19 protein-coding genes are annotated in these 18438 nt (G+C 70.1%); 4 read left to right on the top strand and 15 right to left on the bottom strand.

The window, feature by feature from the left end; genetic code table 11:
* Window positions 1–287 precede the first annotated feature (287 nt).
* Window positions 288–626 carry a hypothetical protein gene (locus O7614_RS04650; RefSeq protein WP_278137256.1) on the top strand — a complete coding sequence of 113 codons (339 nt, stop codon included), beginning with the start codon at window positions 288–290 and terminating at the stop codon, window positions 624–626.
* A gap of 57 nt (window positions 627–683) precedes the next feature.
* Here the strand turns inward: O7614_RS04650 and O7614_RS04645 are convergent, their stop codons facing one another.
* A complete protein-coding gene (locus O7614_RS04645) occupies window positions 684–1832 on the bottom strand; it encodes a hypothetical protein (RefSeq protein WP_278137255.1) in 1149 nt (382 codons plus the stop codon).
* A gap of 6 nt (window positions 1833–1838) precedes the next feature.
* A complete protein-coding gene (locus O7614_RS04640; protein ID WP_278137254.1) occupies window positions 1839–2150 on the bottom strand; it encodes a hypothetical protein in 312 nt (103 codons plus the stop codon).
* Between the two features lie 61 nt (window positions 2151–2211).
* Here O7614_RS04640 and O7614_RS04635 point away from each other — a divergent pair, with 61 nt between their 5' ends.
* The 3 genes from O7614_RS04635 (at window position 2212) to O7614_RS04625 (ending at window position 5872) form a co-directional block, all read left to right on the top strand.
* A complete protein-coding gene (locus tag O7614_RS04635) occupies window positions 2212–4560 on the top strand; it encodes a DEAD/DEAH box helicase (RefSeq protein WP_278137253.1) in 2349 nt (782 codons plus the stop codon).
* 95 nt (window positions 4561–4655) lie between these two features.
* Complete coding sequence (locus O7614_RS04630; protein WP_278137252.1) at window positions 4656–5222, top strand: hypothetical protein; 567 nt, start codon at window positions 4656–4658, stop codon at window positions 5220–5222.
* Between the two features lie 2 nt (window positions 5223–5224).
* Entirely contained in the window at window positions 5225–5872 is a 648-nt protein-coding gene (locus tag O7614_RS04625; RefSeq protein ID WP_278137250.1) for a nucleotidyl transferase AbiEii/AbiGii toxin family protein, read from the top strand.
* 255 nt (window positions 5873–6127) lie between these two features.
* Here O7614_RS04625 and O7614_RS04620 read toward each other — a convergent pair whose 3' ends face one another.
* From O7614_RS04620 to rpmB, 13 genes are all read right to left on the bottom strand, one after another.
* Entirely contained in the window at window positions 6128–6907 is a 780-nt protein-coding gene (locus O7614_RS04620; protein WP_278137249.1) for a transposase family protein, read from the bottom strand.
* Window positions 6908–7574: 667 nt separating this feature from the next.
* The gene (locus O7614_RS04615; protein ID WP_278137248.1) at window positions 7575–8228 is read right to left on the bottom strand and encodes a choice-of-anchor M domain-containing protein; all 654 of its coding nucleotides are present in this window, start codon (window positions 8226–8228) and stop codon (window positions 7575–7577) included.
* On the bottom strand, window positions 8225–8875 hold the full coding sequence (locus O7614_RS04610) for a choice-of-anchor M domain-containing protein (RefSeq protein WP_278137247.1): 651 nt from the start codon (window positions 8873–8875) through the stop codon (window positions 8225–8227). The genes O7614_RS04615 and O7614_RS04610 overlap by 4 nt, the downstream gene beginning before the upstream one ends.
* A gap of 62 nt (window positions 8876–8937) precedes the next feature.
* Window positions 8938–9813, bottom strand: a complete 876-nt coding sequence (locus tag O7614_RS04605; protein WP_347404332.1) for an anchored repeat-type ABC transporter permease subunit — start codon at window positions 9811–9813, stop codon at window positions 8938–8940.
* Window positions 9813–10556: an anchored repeat-type ABC transporter ATP-binding subunit gene (locus O7614_RS04600; protein ID WP_278137246.1), complete on the bottom strand. Its 744-nt coding sequence runs from the start codon at window positions 10554–10556 to the stop codon at window positions 9813–9815. The genes O7614_RS04605 and O7614_RS04600 overlap by 1 nt, the downstream gene beginning before the upstream one ends.
* A complete protein-coding gene (locus O7614_RS04595; protein WP_278137245.1) occupies window positions 10553–11545 on the bottom strand; it encodes a choice-of-anchor M domain-containing protein in 993 nt (330 codons plus the stop codon). The genes O7614_RS04600 and O7614_RS04595 overlap by 4 nt, the downstream gene beginning before the upstream one ends.
* Window positions 11545–13137 (bottom strand): anchored repeat ABC transporter, substrate-binding protein, encoded by a 1593-nt coding sequence (locus tag O7614_RS04590; RefSeq protein ID WP_278137244.1) that lies wholly within the window; start codon window positions 13135–13137, stop codon window positions 11545–11547. The genes O7614_RS04595 and O7614_RS04590 overlap by 1 nt, the downstream gene beginning before the upstream one ends.
* Window positions 13134–14723 (bottom strand): TIGR03773 family transporter-associated surface protein, encoded by a 1590-nt coding sequence (locus O7614_RS04585; RefSeq protein ID WP_278137243.1) that lies wholly within the window; start codon window positions 14721–14723, stop codon window positions 13134–13136. The genes O7614_RS04590 and O7614_RS04585 overlap by 4 nt, the downstream gene beginning before the upstream one ends.
* Before the next feature lie 25 nt (window positions 14724–14748).
* Window positions 14749–16011, bottom strand: coding sequence for a DUF916 domain-containing protein (locus tag O7614_RS04580; RefSeq protein WP_278137242.1), 1263 nt, complete (start codon window positions 16009–16011; stop codon window positions 14749–14751).
* Window positions 16012–16141: 130 nt separating this feature from the next.
* Window positions 16142–17614, bottom strand: coding sequence for a choice-of-anchor M domain-containing protein (locus O7614_RS04575; RefSeq protein ID WP_278137241.1), 1473 nt, complete (start codon window positions 17612–17614; stop codon window positions 16142–16144).
* A gap of 53 nt (window positions 17615–17667) precedes the next feature.
* Window positions 17668–17973 carry a 30S ribosomal protein S14 gene (gene rpsN / locus O7614_RS04570; RefSeq protein WP_278137240.1) on the bottom strand — a complete coding sequence of 102 codons (306 nt, stop codon included), beginning with the start codon at window positions 17971–17973 and terminating at the stop codon, window positions 17668–17670.
* Window positions 17973–18140, bottom strand: a complete 168-nt coding sequence (gene rpmG, locus O7614_RS04565; protein ID WP_018783846.1) for a 50S ribosomal protein L33 — start codon at window positions 18138–18140, stop codon at window positions 17973–17975. Before rpmG ends, rpsN begins: the two co-directional genes overlap by 1 nt.
* Window positions 18140–18376: a 50S ribosomal protein L28 gene (rpmB, locus tag O7614_RS04560; RefSeq protein WP_278137239.1), complete on the bottom strand. Its 237-nt coding sequence runs from the start codon at window positions 18374–18376 to the stop codon at window positions 18140–18142. Before rpmB ends, rpmG begins: the two co-directional genes overlap by 1 nt.
* Window positions 18377–18438: the final 62 nt, after the last annotated feature.

Genomic DNA, 18438 nt, shown 5'->3' with positions numbered 1-18438 from the left:
AGCGTGCAGCCGGGCAGGCGACGGGCCTCACGGAAATCGTCCGCGGACTTCGGAGGCTGAATCAGCATGAGGCCGACGCGTGCCGGCGTTCGGCGGAGCGGGTGCGCCATCGCCCGACGATCTCCTCATGAGTCCTAGGCTTGCCGGTCAGGGTTGACCCTTCGTCCTGGCCGGTCCGCGGGCGGGCGGGCCGGGATCGGCGTGTCGGGCGGCTCGTTCTCGCATGGGAAACTCTCGCTGTGAGTTCAGGTGCTCCCCGGACGATCAAGGCAGTCGACACTTCAGAGTTGATCCGGCTCGACACCGAGGCGATTCATTGCGGACTGAACCGCAATCATGGGGCAGGGTGGTTGGCGGAGTTCGCCGATCCAGCAGCGGTGCAATATCTGTGGCCGGTACTGGTGCACCGGTTGGGGCACCGGCCTGAGCTTTCGCCGCACTGGCGGTGCATGCTGCTTTTGACGGTGCGAGACGGCCAACAGATCGTTTCCCTGCTGGATGTCCTGCCCGCCTCGTTCGAGGATCTACCCGAGACGCTGGATGCGGCCACGAAGGCCAAGATCGCCCACCGGCTGGAGCATGAGGGCCTGCTGACGCAGGCGCAGTGGGCCGACCTCAACCCCTGATCCGGGTACTGCTTGGCGGTGATATACGGCGGCTGATATCGGGCGGCGAACCGTGCGTCAGGTGTCGAGGCCCGCGAGGTTGAGGCGTTCGAGCAGGCTGGGCTTGCGGGCGTGCACCGCCCGTAGCTCGGCCAGCCGGTGTCGGAACGATGTGCTGTCTCCGTCGCGTTCGCCGAGATCGTGTAGGTCGACGAGGAGCTGAACGGCGGTGTCGTACTCGCGGGGTTTCTTCGTGGCGATGAGTTCGTCTACCCGCTGCCAGGCGGTGGGTTGGTCGATCGCGAGGGTGTCAAGGTGCCGTTGCCGGGCGGCTGTGGCGGAGCGTTCCCGGCGGACCCGGTCGCGTTCGCGCTGCTCGACGTCCCGTCGTTCCCTTTCGGCGCGCAGGTCCGTGGCGGTGGCGAGCAGTTCCCCGGCGGTGCGGCCGGCTGCTGGGGTGGGGATGTCGGTATCTGCGTCGCGGTAGCGGCGCAGCAGCCGGCTGCGTAGGTGGCTGTCGCCGCCGGTGATCAGGTCAGTCAGAATGGCGTCCTTGTCCCGGGCGGGCAGCCCGACGACCCACTTCCGTAGTTGTGTAGCGGTCGGTTCGCCAGCGGCGGCCGGCGACGACCCAGCCGCCGCAGCCGCGATCAGGTCGGGGTCAATGCGCAGGAACTCGGCGACGGCGGTGAGGGCCGCGTCGAGGGTGCCCATGCCGGCGGGGACGGGCGGTTCAGGCTCGTCGTCGGCGATCTCCTCGGACTGTACGCAGCGCAGCCAGGCCAGGTAGAGCAGGCGCAGATCGCCGGCGGCGAGGCGGGCCCGGACCGGGATGATGGAGGCGAGTAGACCGTGGCCGTCGAGGTCCCACTCGTCGGTGCCGTCCTCGTCCTCGTCGTGCAGGTCGACGATGACGTGCTTGCCGACGGTCCACGCGGACGCGCTGTCGCCCTGGCAGTACTGGGCGACGGTTGCGGGGTCGAGCACGTGTTTCGGTAGCCGCAGCATGAGCTGGTGGGTGCCCCAGTTCGCCAGGTAGAGGTGCGCGTCGAAGTACCGTTCCATCAGCGTGCGCGGGTCGCCCTTGAAGTCGCCCCACTCGTAGGTGTTGACGAAGCTGGTGGCGGTGATGTCGGCTCGGGTAGACAGCGACCGCAACTCGGCCCGCTCCCGGGCAGTGAGGGCTCGGTCGACGGCGGTGAACTCGTAGTACTGGTACTCGCTCACCGTGGCCTACCTTCCGGCCCAGTGCCGGTAGGCGTCGATCCACGCGGCGCCTACGGGCGCTGGGGTGGGTAGCGGCAGGTCGAGGAGGTCGATCTTTTGCCGGTGGCGGTCTCGGGCGCAGACCGCGACGATGGTGTCGGCAGTCAGGTCGATCTTGCGCACGGTGGCCTCGACGCCGAGGACGGTGGTGGTGAACGGCACCGCCAGATGCTCTTCGATCATGGTGAACAAGCCGGTGAGCTGTTCGTCGTCGCCGTACGCGTCGACGGTGGCTTCCTCGATCATCGCCTCCAGCGCGGCGTTTGCCTCCGATGCCATCGGCGGAGGATAGCGGACGGCTGTCGGGGCGTTCGGAGTCCGATGCGCGAGGATGGTCGGCATGAGTTCGGTGGCCGAGTTCGTCGATCTTCGGCGGGAGGTGGAGCGGTTACGGGCGGAGAACGCCCGGCTGGCGCGTCTGCTGGAGTTGCGCGGCCAGGACACGTCTGCGGCGCCGGAGCAGCTGTCCGCGCCGGTTGCGCCGCCAGGGCTGGTCACCATGGCTTCGCCGACTCGGGACAAGCTGGCGTTGTTCGCCGACCGGTTCCAGGCCCGGGCCGACGTGTACGCCGTGCGGTGGGACAACGCCCGTACCGGCGCTGCCGGTTGGATGCCCGCGGTCGCGGGCGGTTGGCGTAAGGGTATGGACCGGCGGGGTGCCGCCTACCTGCCCCGGACGACGGAGGTCGTCGCGGCGCATCTGGTCGGCGACGTGTTCATGGGCCTGTACCCGCTGCTGCCCGGCAACACCTGCCACTTCGTCGTGGCCGACTTCGACGGGCCGACGGCGATGCTCGACGCCCTCGCGTACGTGAAAGCGGCACGAGCCGGCGCGGTGCCTGCCGCGTTGGAGATCTCCCAGTCAGGCCGCGGCGCCCACGTGTGGATCTTCTTCAGTGGCGCTGTTCCCGCGGTCACCGCGCGCGCCGTCGGCACGGTTCTGCTGCGTGAGGCGATGGTGCTGCGCGGGTCGATGGATCTGCGGTCGTACGACAGGCTGTTTCCCAACCAGGACGTGCTGCCCGAGGGTGGCTTCGGCAACCTCATCGCCGCACCGCTGCAGGGACGCCGCCGCAAGGATGGACTGACCACGTTCCTCGACCTCGGCACCCTCGAGCCGTATGCCGATCAGTGGGCGTTCCTGTCGACGCTGGACCGGCTCAGCCCCGGCGACGCCGAACACGTCGCCCGGCAGGCCAGGCAAGCCGTCACCGGTGCCGACGTCGCCACGATGAGCCGGTCCGCCGCGACCCGGGTCCATCCTCCGCTCCCTGGGGTGGTCCACGCGGAAGTCGGCGCCGGGCTGAGCATCGACGCCGGACAGCTCACCCCCGCCGCGCTGGCGACGTTCAAGCACGCCGCTGCCATGGCCAACCCGAAGTTCTACGAGTTGCAGCGACTCCGCAAGTCCACCTGGGACACCCCGCGCTTCATCCAGGGCTACGACCTCACCCTCGATGACCGCTTGGTCCTCCCGCGGGGCCTGCGGCACACCATCACCACGATCGTCGAGCGCGCCGGGTCGCGGCTGGCAGTCACGGACGCAAGAAACCCCGGGACCGAGATCGACGCCGCGTTCACCGCCGAACTCATCAGCAGGCAGGCCAACGCGGTCAGCGCGCTTCTCGCCCACGATGACGGGATCCTGGTCGCTCCACCGGGCTCCGGCAAGACCGTCATGGCCTGCGCCGTGATCGCCGAACGCAACACCTCCACCCTCGTCCTCGTCGACCGCAAAGCCCTCGCCGACCAGTGGCGCACCCGCATCCAACAGTTCCTCGGCATCAAGCCCGGCCAACTCGGCGGCGGCCGACGCAAGCTCACGGGCACGGTGGACATCGCGTTGCTGCCCTCCCTGGCCCGGCGCGACGACGTCGCCACCCTGACTCAGGGGTACGGGCACGTCATCGTCGACGAATGCCACCACCTCGGCGCCGCCGCATACGAGCACTCGGTCAAGCGGATCGCCGCGCAGTTCTGGCTCGGTCTCACCGCCACACCCACCCGACGCGACGGCCTCGGCCAACTCGTCACCTGGCAACTCGGACCCGTCCGGCACACCCTCACCGACGAGGAACAAGGCACCCTCGCGGCAGCGATGCACGCCGACGCCGGACCGCGACGAGCGCTGTTCATCCACGAGACTACCTTCCAGCCCGGCGACGTCGACCTTGACGCCCCCGGCGCGCTCGCCGAGGTCCACCGGCGCTTGGCCCTCGACGAGCCCCGCAACACCCAGATCGCCGATGATGTCACCGTTGCCCTGACTCTCGGTCGCAACTGTCTCGTCCTGACCCGACGGGTCGCCCAGGTCGAGGCTCTCACCGCCCTGCTCGCCGCACGTGGCCATCACGCGCTCGTGCTCCAAGGCGCGATGAGCACCAGCGAACGGCGGACCATCGTTGGCCGGCTCGACGGCGCCAAGGTCGGCGACGGCGTGCTCGTCATCGGCACCACACCGTTCATCGGTGAAGGCTTCGACGCCCCCGCCCTCGACACCCTCTTCCTCGCCGGCCCGATCTCCTACGACGGCCTACTCGTCCAATGCGCCGGTCGTGTCATCCGCGCCGCACCCGGCAAGGACGTCGCCGAGGTCCACGACTACCACGACCCGGCCACCCCCATCCTCGCCGCCTCACTCCCACGCCGCATGCCCGGATATCGGGCACTCGGCTTCACCAGAACATGAGTGCATCCGATCGCGATCACCTGGCTGGTCCCGCCGGGTACCCGGAAATGACCAAAAGCCAAGCGCGCTTGGCCTAGCGTAGTAGGCTGACGAGCATGAGCCGGTTCTCCGAGGATGAGCTGCATGGGGTTGTCTCCAGGTACGAGGCGACGCGCGCGGCCGCGTTGACCGAGCGGGACGAGCGGCTGCGGGCGTTCCACGCGGCCGGGTGGCGGCCGGTGGATCTGCAGCGGGTCACCGGCTACAGCCGGGAGACGATCCGTCAGGCGCTACGACCGGAGGTCCGGCGGGCGACCAACATCAGCCGGCGCCGGACACCACCCCAGCCGCCGGCGGACTACCGGTCCTACGGCGACCGGAAGCCTTACGTGGTGGCCGAGACCCTCGCCGCGCTGCTGGGCCCGACCGAGGGCACGGTGACGCTTCCGCGTCACCTCGACTGGTCCGGGCACGCCGAGTACGACCTTGACCGGCCCGCACGCCTGACCAGCATGTACAAGGTGGTACTCACCGAAGCCAACACCGTCGAGGATCTGCACACCTGGCTCGACGCCGACCTACTCCGGCGGCTCTGGCCCACCCTCTGGCTGCCACCCCAGCTCCGCCAACGCTGGGAAGACGCCTTCCCCGAACTCGCCGCGACCCGCAGCAACGCGGCATAACGGTGGACCCCTTCCACGAACGCCTCGCCCGCACCGGCCTCGGCGCAAGCCATCGATACGGCTTCGCGCTGGCCGGCGGCTACGCGGTCCAAGCCGCCGGGCTCGTCGAGCGGCCCAGCGAGGACGTCGACCTGTTCACCGCCTGGGACCGCCGCGACGAATTCACCGCCGCAGTCGCCGCAGTCGTGCACGCCTACCGGGACGACGGCCTCACCGTCGAGGTTGAGCGGCAGTACGACACCTTCGCCCGGCTCGCAGTCACCGACGGCGCACGGGTTTCCAAGGTCGAACTCGGCGTGGACTGGCGTGCCAACGAACCGATCCTCATGGCGATCGGACCGGTCCTGCACCCCGACGACGCGGTCGCGAACAAGATGAGCGCCCTCTACGGGCGCGCGTTCGCCCGGGACTTCATCGACATCGACGCCACGCTCAGTTCCGGCCGCTACACCCGCGACGCCCTCCTCGCCCTCGCGCAGCGCGCCGACCGCGGCTTCGACCCGCGCATCTTCGCCGACGCCCTCGGACAAGCCGCCCAACTCGATCCCGACGACTTCGCCCAGTACGGCGTCACCGGCCCAGCGCTGGACGATCTCCGAAGCCGATTCGCGGAGTGGCGCCGCGAACTGCTCGACGCCGAGGAGGGATGAGCCGACGGCGACGTTGAGCCTGTACACGCAGGACCCACGACGTTCCAGCGGATCTTCGGCAAGCGATCGCAGCGAGCCCGCGAAGCGACCGGCACGCAACGGGGACGATAGGAAAGCCGCAGGTTATCGGCCTGCGGACACCGGCGGTGCGTCGGGTTAGGAAACCGATGCTCTATCCCCTGAGCTACGGGGGCGCGAGGGCCTAAAGGATGTCTCGTAACTCGGTGAAGGCGTTGCCGGTCAACGGTGTCGGTGTCACCGGAGCAGGATGATGTTGTGGAGATTGGCGATGCCGGAAGCGGTGTCGGCCAATGTGTGGGCGGCTCGTCGGTAGTCCCGCAGGATCTTGAAGGTCTTTATCCGGGCCAGGGCGTGTTCGACCTGCGCGCGGACCTTGCGGTGTTGCCTGTTCAGCTCCTTCTTCCAGTCGGGTAGTTCGCTGCCGTCGGCCGGTTTGCGGTACGGGATGATCACCTCGGGGTTGCCGCGGTAGGCGCCGTCGGCCATGACCGGTCTACCTGCCAGTTTCTGGTCGATACCCGAGGTGCGGTAGACGATGGTGTCGTTGCGGTTGCCGGGCTGTGGGTCACCGAGGGCCACGACGAGGCGGGTGTGGGCGTCGATGGCGACCTGCAGATTCGTGCTGTAGCGGTAGTTCTTACTCTGGGCGGCCAGCCGGTGGTCCCGGGTCGGGATCAGGGTGCCGTCGACGATCGCGATCTGGTCGACCCGGCGCCGACGCACAGGGGCCAGGGCGAGCAGCGGGCCGAGGGTGTCGATCACCCGGTGCGCGGCCGAGTGCGACACCCCGAACAGCGGACCGATCTGCCGCATGGTCAGGTTCGTGCGCCAGTACGCGGCCACCAGCAACACCCGATCAGCGAGGTCAAGTGACCACTGCCGACCCGGCCGGCCATCAGCGATCGCGTCCCCGCCACGTTCGGCGACCAGCCTGACCAGCCTGCGGAACTGGACGGGCTGCAACCCGGTGAACGGGAAGATCCACTCCGAGCGGGCCGCTGAGATCACCTGCACCCCGACATGATCCACCATGGACCATCACAGAGTTACGAGACATCCCTTAGTCTAGCGACCTGGGGTTCACCTGGGGTGGCAGGGAGTGGCCGACGTTCACCTACGTTCCCCGGACCGCCGTTGTCGCAGCCCAGGACCACAGCTCGGAGTCTCTACGCGAGTTCGCACAGCGCCACCTCTGCCGATCTTGGCTGCTTAGGCTGGTAGGGGGTCTTGTCGCGGATGCAGGCCCAAAGGACGTTGAGGCGTTGTCTGGACAGGGCGGCGGTGGCTTGGCGGTGGCGACGATGCCTGCGATGGTTTCCTCGATGGCGGGAAAGCCGCAGGTCACTAGCCTGCGGACACCGGCGGAGCGTCGTCTTTGGAGTCTCCCTGTGACTCCGGTTGATCTTGTTGGGCAGGGTGAAGCGGCCGGCGCGATGGGGGTCGCGCCTGCGACAGATCCGGTGGCAGGGTGAGAGACATTCTCCTCCTCACCCACGACAACGATCACGGTTGTCGTTGACGTTGCGTCACGCGCAACACGCACCAGGCGTGGCGTCAATGGCCGCTGACGCGGGCCCGGCCGGCGCACGGCCCGGGTGGGCGATGGGGCTCGCGCGCCGGCCAGGTCCGCCGCTTGCCGGTAACCCCTACCTCGGCGGACGTCTGCGTTCCAGCACTACGGTCAGGGAAGAACCTCGAAGGTCCAGGTCTTGGCACCGGAGGTGATGGTGGCGCCGGTGGAGGCGAGCTTGGCGGTGACCTCGAAGGTGACGGTGTAGGTGCCGGCGGCGTCGAAGCCCCAGTTGGCGTGGGCGTGGGTGTTGCGGCTGACGTTGAGGCTGTCGGGCAGCCCGTTGCCGCTGTCGAACAGCACCGTCGGGGTGCCGCCGGAGACGGTGTAGATGCTGAAGCCCGCCGGTCCCGTGACGTTGGTGAGCTTGAAGGTCACCCGGTTGTTCTGCAGCACGCCGCTGGGCACCTCGGTGGTGTTCCACCCGGCCCAGAGCAGTCCGGCGGTGTTGCTCTGGGGCAGCACCCAGGCTTGACCGCCGGTGCCGAGGAACGACCAGGCGCTGCCGCCGGGCACGGTGAGCTTGGCGGTGTTGGGGACGCGCAGGACGACGTCGGCGGGGTTGCGCTCCACCGACGGGCTGACGGTGTCGTCGAGCAGGTTGACGGTCAGCGCCCCGCCGGCGTAGTCGACGTCGATGACGTCGGTGTGGCCGCTGGACAGGACGATCGGAGCAGCGGTGGCGGGGGTGGCGGCGCCGGCGAGCAGGGCTGCGGTCAGGGTCAGGCCGGTGAGGAAGCGACTACGGGTACGCACGGTGTTCACTCCTTGACCACGACGCGCAGGGTTGCCGGCTCGCTGGTGACCTTCTGTCCGTTGGCGGCGAGGGTGCCGGTGGCCCGGAAGGTGACGCGGTACGTGCCGGCGCTGTCGAAGGCCCAGTTGGCGTGGGTGTGGTCGCCGGCGGTCACGGCGATGGTGTCGGGCAGGCCGTCGCCGCTGTCGGCGAGGACGGTGGGCTGACCGACGGCGTTCTCGGTGTAGATGGCGAGTTGCCCGGGGCCGTTGACCGACCGCAGGCTGAGGGTGAGGGTGTCGGCGGTGAAGGTGCCGGGCTCGACCTCCTCGGCGGCGATGCCGGGCCAGACCAGGCTGGCGTTCTGGATCTCGGGCAGGATCCACACCTTCGACACGCCGGGCGTACCGAGGAAACCGAAGGCGGGATCGTTCGGGACGGTGACCTTGGCCTGTCGCTTGACGACGACCTTGACCTCGTCGGCGGCGTACTCGACGTCGTTGTCCTCGTCGTGGACGCCGAGCTCCAGCGCACCGTCCTCGTAGGCGATGTCGACCAGGTCGAGGTGCCCGGAGTTGAACGTCACCAGGGATGCCTGCGCCGCCGCGGGGGCGGCCGCGAGCAGCGCCGCGGTCACCACACCGGAGGCGAGAAGCAGGCGGATGGGCTTGCGCACGAAGGAACTCCTTCCACGTGGTCCCCTGTGGACCACGTTATCGAAAACGATAGTCGTTTTATTCAACGTGGGGAAGGTTCTACGATCGGACGCTTCCAGCGCCGGGCCAGCACTCCGTGCCGGGGGGCTGCCAGCCAGGCGGTGAGGAAGACCGCGGTGGCGACCAGGACGATGGTGCCGCCGACCGGTGTGTCGTAGCTCCAGGACAGGTACAGCCCGACGAGTGCCGACGTGCCGCCGATCACCGGGGCGAGCAGCATCATGACGCCGAGGCGGTCGGTGAGCAGCCGGGCTGCCGCCGCGGGGGTGATCAGCAGGGCCAGCACGAGGATGTTGCCGATGGTCTGCAGGGAGATCACCACGGCCAGGGTGACCAGGACGTAGAGCACGATGTCGAGCCAGAACACCGACAGCCCCATGCCACGCGACATCTCCCGGTCCAGGCAGACCGCGACGAATTCCTTGTGCAGGGCGAGCACCAGGCCGAGGATGACCAGGCCGGTGCCCCCGACGACGTAGAGGTCCCGGTCCGGAATACCGGTGATCGAGCCGAAGAGGAACTGCTGCAACGACCCGGCGTATCCGGGGGCCTGCGAAATGATCACGATGCCGAGGGCGAACGCGCCGACCAGGAAGACACCGATGATCGAGTCCTCCTTGATCCGCCGGTTCTGCGAGAAGATCGCGATCAGCAGGGCGGTGGCGACACCGGCGACGGCGCCACCGAGCACCAGGCTGCCCTGGAACACGAAGGCGACCGCGATGCCCGGGAAGACCGCGTGCGCCACGGCGTCACCGATGAACGCCATCCCGCGTAGGACGACGTAGCAGCCGACGACTCCGCAGACGATGCTGGACATGACCGCGATCGCCAGCGCCTTGGGCAGGAACGCGAGGTCGGGGTTGAACAGGTCGGTGAGGAAATCGGTGATCGACATCAGGTTGCCCTCACGAGCTTCAGCAGCGGGGAGGTCGCGCTCACCCCGAAGGTCTTCGTCCACAACTCGGCGTCCTGCAGGTCCGCCGGCTGCCCGTCGGCGACGATCCGGCCGTTGAGCAGGACCAGACGGGTGCAGGAGTCCACCGCCGCGACGAGATCGTGAGTGGTCATCAACACCGCCCGGTCCTCTGCCGCCAGGCTGACGAACAGGTCGCCCAGCAGCTCCTGGGTGGGCATGTCGAGTCCGGTGAACGGCTCGTCCAGCAGCAGGATGCGCGGCGCGAGCGCGAGGGCCCGCGCGACCAGCACGCGTTGCCGTTGCCCGCCGGAGAGCTCGCCGACCGGCCGGTGCCGCAATCCGGTCAGCTGTACCCGGTCCAGCGCGTCGCCGACCGCCCGCCAGTCGGCGACGCCAGGTCGCCGCAGCAAGCCGATGCGGCCGGTCCGGCCGCTCATCACGGCCTGTTCGACGGAGATGGGAAAGTCCCAGGTGAACTCGTGGCGCTGGGGGACGTATCCGATTCCGGAACGGCCGGGACGCGACGGCTTACCCTCCACAGTCACCGTGCCACCGCGGGTGCGGGTCAGTGACAGGATGGCGCGGAGCAGGGTGGTCTTCCCGGCGCCGTTGGGCCCGAGCAACCCGACCAGCTCACCCCGGTCCAGGTGCAGCCGGATGTCCCGCAGGACGGGCCGGCCACCCAGATCGACGTCCAACCCGTCGATGTCCAGTGCTCTCACCGCTGGCCCTCCGACGATGCGACGGCGCGTTCCTGCTCGGCCCGCCGTCGGGCGCCACGTCCGCGCAGCATCAAGATGACCAGGCCGAGAGCGAGCGCGACCGCTGTCCCTGCGAGCGCCGCGATCAGCAGGGTTGGCGAGCCGTCCGCGCGGTCGTCGGCTGCGGCCGGGCCGTCGGCGGGCGGCTCCTGGCCAGCCGGTGCGGGAATGTCGGCCACGGCGGCGAGGGCCTCGTCGGCGCTGGTGGCATCGCCCACCGCGAAACGCAGTGTGCCGGTCGCCGACACCGTCTCCCCGTCGACCAGGTCGGCCGAGACCTGCACCGCGACCAGATAGACACCCGGTGCGGAAAAGACCCAGTTGGCGTGGGTGTGGGTGTTGACCTCGACCCAGAAGGGCTGTGCCGTCGCCTCGGCAGACCGCCACAGCGGCTGCGGCGGCGCGAAGTTGCCCGACTGCAGGTAGGTGGTGAGGGTCCCCGGACCACGCACACCGAGCAGGGTCAGAGTGACGCCGCGGTCGATGGTCTGCATCACCCGGGGGTCCTGGGTGTTCCAGCCCAGCCAGACGACGTCCTGGTTCTGGACCTGCGGCACCACGTACGCCCGCTTGCCGGCCTCGATGCCGAGGAAGGCGTACGCCGGATCGTCCGGAACGGTCTGCAGCGCGGCATCGGAGACCCGCAGCAGGGCCTCGTCGGGATCACGCCACACCGGTTGCGCCTGCGTGCCGTCGTGGATGAGCAACGTCCACCGGTTGTCGACGTAGCGGGGGCCGATGTCGACGTGCCCGGTGGCGAGCGTCGTCCGCCCGCTGGCGAGGGGCTGGTCGGCGGCGATCGACTGGTCGAGGCCCGGTGTCGGCTCCTCGGCCCGGGCCGGGGCCTGCGTCGTGGCCAGCACGATGACCGTGGCCACCGCGCACCGCAGGATGGCGCTGGTCGTGCGGGGGCGGCGTCGCGCCCGTCCTGCCGTCACTGGCTCCTCCATCACTTCTCCGTCAGGCACTCGTGCAGCGATTCGGCGTTGAACCGCATCATCTCGGCGTAGGTGGTGACGTCGCGGTCGAACGCGTCGCCGTAGATCGGGCACACCCGCAGGTCCTCCTCCCGGGCCACCTCGGTCAGCGTGGCGGACCGGGACGCCAGGTTCGGCTCCAGAAAGACAGCAGGTATGCGCAGGTTGCGGATCGTCTCGGTGAGCTTGCGGCGGTCGGCGAGGCTCGGCTCGGCGGCCGGGTTGGGCGTGACGAAGCCGGATATCTGCACCCCGTACGCCTGGCCCAGGTAACCGAACGCGTCGTGCGTGGTGACGAGGTGACGCCGCGACGGTGGGATCTGCGCGATGGTGTCCCGCACGTACGAGTCGAGTTCTTCCAGTTGCCGGATGTAGGCCGCGGCGTTCGCCCGGTAGTCGGCGGCGCCGTCGGGATCAACGCCGATCAGCGTGTCCCGGATCAGCTCCACGTAGGACATGGCGTTACGGACGTTCTGCCACAGGTGCGGGTCGATCTCACCGTGCACGTGCTTGCCGAGGACCGCCTGCGGCAACTGGTAGACCTGGGTACCCGGCCGGCCGAGGAACCGGAAACGCCGGTCACCGGGCACCTCCAGCAGTGCCTTGTTCGGCACCTCGATCACGGTGCGCGCCGGGTCGTACACCCGTTGGGTCGCCTCGCCGCCACCCTCGAGGTCGGCGAGCAGGTAGAGCCGACGCTGGTCGAGGTCAACTGTGACATCGGCGTGCCCGCCGCTCAGCACGTCCGACATGCCCGGCACCGAGTGCGGGTCGACCCCGACGGCGAAGGTGAACACCTGCTCACCCATCGGGACGGGCGCCGTCTGCGGGTCGACGGCCAGCCGCGCCCGCATGGTCAGCCGGTAGATTCCCGGCTTGGTGAACGCCCAGCTCATGTGGGTGTGCGCGTCCGGCGGCAGCGTCGCGGTGTCGTCCCGGTAGCCGTTGGCGGGGTCGAACCCGTCGCCCGAGTCGACGGAGAACGACGGGTTGCCGAACGACTCGGTGAGGTACGCGTACATCTGCCCCGGCCCGTCCACGCCGGTCGCGCTGAGCAGCACCTCCGAGGACCGGTCCGCTCCCTGCGCCGCACCGGTGCCGCGTACCCGCATGCCCAGCCAGATGGTGTCCAGCGACACGTCCTCGACCAGCGGGATGATCTCCGCGGCGTACTTCACCGCTCCCTCGGCCAGCGAGATGTTCGGTACGCCGTCGCGCAGGTTCGCGTCCAGCGCCTTGATGACTACCTGCTCCTCAAGAAGCAGGTAGTTGCTGAACGCCACGTCGGCGTAGACGACGTCACGGATGTCCCGCAGCGACGGCTCGTAGCTGTGCGGATCGGCCCCGTCCGGCACCATCGAGGTCACGGTCACCCGGTCGCCGCCCACGTTGCGGGCCAGATCCCGCAGGATCCCGGTGGTCGTCAACACCTGGATCCGCTCGTCGTGCGAACTCAACGCCACCTCCGACTGGCAGCCGCCGACGAGCAACGCGGCCAGCAGCGGCAGCACGGCAAGCCACCGCGGCGGTGCGCGGTGGCTTGCCGTGCTCGGCACCGCCGTCACCGGGTCCGGAGCGCGGCGCGTCGACGGGCCAGCACCATCAGCAGAGCGCCGACCGCCACCAGGACGACGCCCAGCGCCGCGGCCGTGAGCACCCAACCGGCGCCGGTACGCGGCAGCGGGCCACCGCCACCCTGATCCGAACCGCCGTCGCCGACGGAGCCGGAACCAGAACCGGGGCCGAACCCGGCGTTCGGATCGGTGCTGTCGCCGACGGCGATGGTGAGCGTCTTCGTGGCGCTGACTGCCCGGCCCGCCGTGGTGGTGCCGCTCATCTGCACCGCGAGGCGGTACAGACCGGGCTTGCCGAACGCCCAGTTGCCGTGGGTGTGGGTGTTCAGCGGGATGTCCAACTTCTGCGGGAACGCCTTGGTGGAGTCGAACAGCACGTTCTCGCCGCCGAACGAGCCGGTCAGGAAGAGAGCGAACCGGCCGGGCCCGTCGACGCCCTTCAGCGTCCAGGTGACGTTGCCCTTGACGCCCGAGACGACGGACTCGTGCTGGGTGTTCCACCCCGGCCAGACGAGACCCGCCTGCTGGGTCTGCGGCAGCAGCCACACCGTGTCACCCTGCTTGCCGAGGAAGTCGGCGCCGGCGGGCACCGTTATCTTCGCCTTGTCCTTCACGTGCAGCACCACGTCGGCGGTCTCCCGCCAGACCGGCGGGCTGGTCCGGTCGTCCTTGATCCGGATCGTCCAGTTGTCCCCGGACAGTTGCGGGCCCATGTCGACGTGCCCGTCGGCGATCACCTGCCGGGCGCCCGAGGCGGTGGTGGCCGCCGCCTTCGGGGCCGCCGCCGGAGGGGCTGCGGCGGGTTTCGGCGCAGCCGCGGGTTTCGGCGCAGCCTCGGGTGCCGCGAACGCGCGCGCCGCCGGCTGCTTGCCGGACCCCGGCACCTGCTCGACCGCAGCCGCAGGCGGCGCCTGCTCCATCGGGCTGATCGCCGGCACGCGCACCCGGTACGTCGTCTCCGCGCTGACCTTCCGACCGGAGCGCAGGGTGGCCGAGCCGGTCAGGGTCAACCGGTAGTCACCGGCCGCGTCGAAAGCCCAGACGACGCCACCGGTCCGCGACGCCACCGGCAGCCGCGCCGTCCGCGTCAGGCCCGGACCGCTGCCGAAGAGCGGGGTCGCCGCGCCGAGACCGGAGAGGGTGTACGCGGTGAACGTTCCCGGACCCTCCAGCGAGCTCACGGTGAGGTCCACCGTGTCGTCGGCGACGGCGCCGGGGCGTACTCCGGTGGTGTCCAGGGCCGGGAACCCGGTGTCACCGGCGGACAGTGACCACACGGCGTGGCCCGGCTTCCCGAGGAAGGCGAAAGCCGGTCCGGCCGGGACGCGGCCGGCCAGGCCGCCGTCCGGCCCGAGCACCACCTCGGCCGGTTCGTGTCCGAGCGCGTCACGGGACACCTGCGCGGCATCCCGGAAGCGCAACGACATCGTGTCACCGTCGAGCGCGACGGAGACCAGATCGGCGCCGGCCGAGGTGACGGCGGCCGGCTCGGCGGCGGCCGGCGTTGCTCCGGGTGCCAGCGCCAGCACGACGGCGGCAAGGCTCGCGGCGCCGGCGCGCATGCTTTTCATCCTCATTGGTCGCTCCCCAGGCGTAGCCGAGTCACTTCTCGTCCTTTCCCGTGTCTTCGCTGGTGGATTGCCGGTTGTCGGGGCCCGGACCGGGACGGTCGACGTGTGGCATCGGGTGGTTGTCGGGTGCTGGTCCGCCCGGTGCGGCGGCCGGGGTCTGCCGGCCGGCGGCTACCGGGGTGTCCTGGCCGTCCGGTGCCCGGCTGTCCGGTGCCCGGCCGGCCTGCGCTCGGCCCTCCTCCCGGGCGGCGGCCACCGCCCGCGCGAACTGCGCCGTCCGGCGGCGTCGCGCCGCGATCAGCGCCCAGCCGACGAGGACGAGTAGGGCCAGCAGGGCCAGCTGCGGCCAGGGCACCGCCCAGACGGCCGCCTGCGCCGTGCCGGCCCGCGGTGGCGGGTCGAGGACCTGGTCCCCCACGGCGGCCGGCGTGACGGCCGCGTTCGCGGTCAGCCGGAACAGCGGCGGAACACCCGACATGCGTACGGTGGTGGTCAGCTCGCCGCCGGGCAGGATCTCCGGCAGGTCCGCACCGGTGACGGACCGCCGGCCCAGGCCGAACGGCCCGGCCACACCGAGCACCGGCTGCCCGCTGAGCCGTACGTTGCCGGTGTTGCGGACCGTGAACGTGGCGGTGACCGTGCCCCCGGCCAGCGGGTTGGCCGAGCCGGTGTGCCGCACGCGCAGGTCTTCGACGGTCAGCGTCGGCTGCAGCTCACCGGTGACCCGCAGGTAGATACGCGCGCCGACCCGGTGGTCGACGGCGACCTGGTTGCCCTGCGCGTCGACGGCGGTGCCGGCCAGTGAGGCGACGATTCCTCCGGCGTGATCTCCGGGCGTGGCGTTGCGCGGGACGGTGAGCGTGAACGGGACGTCCAGCCGGGACGTCGACGGGATGGTCAGGGTGCGGCTCGGCAGGCGGACCCAGGAGCCCACGTCGGTGGGCTTCCGGTCGGCGGCCAGCAGATCGAACCCGCCCCGCGTGGTGGTGACCGCGTCGCTGGCGTAGAGGTTCAGGGTGAGCGGGCGGTTGGAATGGTTCGTGACGCCGACGTAGTCGGTCAGGGTGGCGCCCGGGTCGAGTTTGTAGCTGAACGCCGGCCGGCCGTTCGGCCCACGCGCGCTCGACGGAGCCACGCCCCAGGTCGCGGCTGCGGGCGACGGTGCCGGCGACGGCGACGTCCCTTGTGTCGCAGGCGGGCTGGCGGGGGCGGGTACGGCCAGCGCGGGGGCAGGTGGCACAGGAACCACGCCGAGCAGGGCGATCCCGGCGGCGATGGTGGCGAGCAGGCGCATTGCGGGGACGGGTCCGTTCCTGGGTACGAGGGGAGGTGCGGGGCGGGCGGGTCGCGGCAACGACGCGCCCACCCCGCGCGGTCGTCCGGTGGCCAGGCTCAACACCCGGCCACCGGACGGTTCGGTGCGATCAGATGGCGGTGAGGGTCAGGGTCGCGGTGTAGGTCCCTGCCGCCGTCTCGGTGGGCAGGCTCAGCCGCAGGCCCGCGCCCAGCTGCGCGGTACCCCGTCCGGTGCCGTCCGGCGCCGAGCCGAGCACCGCGCTGTTACCGAGACCGCCGCCGGCTCCGACGACGTACGGTGCGACCTCCGGCCCGGGGACCACGCCCTGCCCGTCAGCCTGGGTCAGGACCTGCGGCGTCCAGCCGAGGTAGCCGGAGCTGAACGTCGCCCCGTCCGGCCCGACGAAGTCCGCCGGGATCTGCCCGGACGCACTCCACCCCGGCTGGCCGGCGCGGGTGTCGGTCACCGTGACCGGCCGCAGCTCACCGTTGCTCTCCCACCGGTCACCGGCGGAGTTGAGCTGCGCGGGCGGCAGCACCACGGCCCGGTCGTCCGGGTTGACGCTGATCACCAGCGAGCCCTGCGTCTCGTCGATCGACGCGGTGATCGTCTGCGAGGCGGCCGGATCCTCGGGCGGGAACGCCACCCACAGGGTCACCGGCTCGCTGGTCGCCACGACCTCGTGGTCGTCGTCGTAGAGCTTGGCCACGTACTCGCAGGCGTTCAGCTCCCGGGTCGCGGTGAACGAGTAACTCGCGCCCGCCTCGCCCGAGATGATGCTCCAGTCCGCGGCGCCCGGGCACTTGCTGAACCAGTGGTAGTGGTCCAGCTCGGTCTGCGGCGTCTGCACCGCGTTGAGCGTGACCGTGTCGTTGGGCTGGTACTCGTCGGCCATCCCGCTGACCGACAGGCCGACCTCCGGCCCGCCGCCGGACAGCTCGCCGACGACGAACGAGTAGTCGACCGGCCCGGTGCTGACCGTCGTGCCGTTGGTCAACGTCGCGTCGGCCTGGAACTTCAGCGTGTAGTTGCCCAGCGCGCTGAACGCCCAGTTCGAGTGCGCGTGGGTGTGCGCCGGCACGTCGATCGCGTCCGGCAGGCCGTCGTCGGAGCGGAACTTGATGATCGGACCGCCGAACGAGTCCTGCGTGAACAGCGTGACGTTGCCGGGGCCCTCCACGTCGACCAGGCTCAGACGCACCTTGTCGCCCTCGAACACGCCGGAGTCGAGCGTCGTGGTGTTCCAGCCCGGCCAGAGCAGATCCGGGTCCTGGGTCATCGGAAGCAGCCAGACCTGGCTTCCCGCCGGCCCGAGGAACGCGAACCGGGCGTCGTCCGGCACGGTCATGGCCGCCTCCGGGAGAACCTGGAACGTCACGTCCGCCGGATCCCGCGTCACCGAAGGGCTGACGGTGTCGTCGTGCACCTTCAACGACAGCGCACCGCCCTCGTAGTGCACGTCGACCGCATCGGTGTGCCCCTTGGACAACACCACCTTCTCGGCCGCCGACGCGGCGGTCGGCGCCAGCACCGTGCCGGCGACCACCACCGCCCCGGCAACCAGGGCCGCGAAACCGCGAGCCCTCAGAGTCGCATTCATACCTCCCCTTTCAGCACCGCGCTTAGCTGCGCGCGGTGGTACATGTGGTGACATCACCAGGACGCCTTGCGCACCCCGGGCAACTCGCCACGCAGCGCCAGCTCACGGAACCGCACCCGGGACAACCCGAAGCGGGTCAGCACGCCGCGTGGGCGGCCGTCGATCTGGTCGCGCGAGCGCAGCCGCGCCGGGCTGGAATCCCGCGGCAGCCGGCTGAGCCGACGGACCGCGTCGGCGCGTACCTCCGGGTCGGTGTCCGGGTGCGCGACCAGCCGCTTCAGCTCCGCGCGCCTCTCGGCGTGCCGGGCTACCAGTTCCTCGCGGCGCGCCTGCCGGTTGACCAGGCTCTTCTTGGCCATCAGCGGGCCTCACGGAACTCGACGTGCCGGCGCACGACCGGGTCGTACTTGCGCAGGACCAGCCGGTCCGGGTCGTTACGGCGGTTCTTGCGGGTGACGTACGTGTAGCCGGTGCCGGCGGTGCTGCGCAGCCGCACGATCGGACGCACATCGGTCTGCTTGGCCATCAGAGCTTCACTCCCTTGGCACGCATTTCGGCGACAACCTTCTCGATGCCCTTGCGGTCCACCGTCTTCAGCGCCTTGGCGGTCAGGGTGAGGCTGACCCAGCGTCGTTCCGACGGCAGCCAGTAGCGGTGGTTCTGCAGGTTCGGGTTCCACCGGCGGCGGGTGCGCCGGTGGGAGTGGGACACGGCGTTGCCGAAGCTCGGCTTCGCGCCGGTGACGTCACAACGTCGGGACACAGTGCTCTCTCCTCGCTGGGACTCAAACAGTAACGAAAACGGTTTTCAGTGTTACATCAGCT

Origin of the sequence: Micromonospora sp. WMMD961 (assembly GCF_029626145.1) — a bacterium.
In the GTDB taxonomy this organism is placed as follows: domain Bacteria; phylum Actinomycetota; class Actinomycetes; order Mycobacteriales; family Micromonosporaceae; genus Micromonospora.
The sequence above is the reverse complement of the archived record's forward strand: the minus strand, read 5'-3'. Positions and strand labels throughout refer to the sequence as shown.